Origin of the sequence: Mesorhizobium carmichaelinearum, from assembly GCF_900199455.1 — a bacterium.
GTDB lineage: Bacteria > Pseudomonadota > Alphaproteobacteria > Rhizobiales > Rhizobiaceae > Mesorhizobium > Mesorhizobium carmichaelinearum.
Genome location: NZ_FZQR01000139.1, coordinates 1 through 731, shown reverse-complemented (window position 1 = coordinate 731; position 731 = coordinate 1). Strand labels below are relative to the sequence as shown.

Here is a 731-nt window from a genome sequence, read left to right as displayed (position 1 = left end):
ACCGTCGTTCATTGACCGTGCCTCCTGCCTTGCCCAGAGCAGCCATTTCGCCACAACGCTTGCCCATGGCAAGCGAACGATTTTTCACACCTGCGACTTGAAACAGCGAACATGAGAGTGGATTGATTCCAACGTTTGGTGCCCACGCCTGACGGCGGCGATGATTTCGCCTGGATCGGCGCGCCAGACGAAGGGTCGGGTTTGCTGATTGTGCTCCTTGATGAAGCGGTTGATGGCGGCCTGGAGGTCGACAACCGAATGGAAGACGCCGTGCTTCAGGCGCCGTCGGGTCAATGTGGCGAAGAAGCCTTCGACGGCGTTGAGCCACGAGCATGATGTCGGCACGAAGTGGAATGTCCAGCGCGGATGGCGCTCCAGCCAGGCGCGGACTTTCGGCTGTTTGTGGGTGGCATAGTTGTCGAGGATGACGTGGACGGTTTTATCGGCGGGCATTTCAGCCTCGATGGTATTGAGGAAGCGGATGAACTCCTGATGCCGATGGCGCTGCATGTTGCGGCCGATCACCGAGCCATCGAGGATGTTGAGTGCGGCGAACAGGGTGGTGGTGCCGTTGCGCTTGTAGTCGTGCGTCATGGTCGCCCCCCGACCGCGCTTTAGCGGCAACCCCGGCTGAGTGCGATCAAGCGCCTGTATCTGGCTCTTTTCGTCAACCGACAGCACGATGGCATGCGCAGGCGGCGAGACGTAGAGCCCGACCACATCGTGAAGCT

At 60.1% G+C, this 731-nt stretch carries 1 protein-coding gene; it reads right to left on the bottom strand.

The genetic code is table 11. The features are described 5' to 3' along the window. Positions 1 to 84: 84 nt before the first annotated feature. Positions 85 to 731, bottom strand: a 647-nt coding sequence (locus tag CKW40_RS42375; protein ID WP_143748536.1) for an IS630 family transposase, incomplete at its 5' end; no start/stop codon positions are given.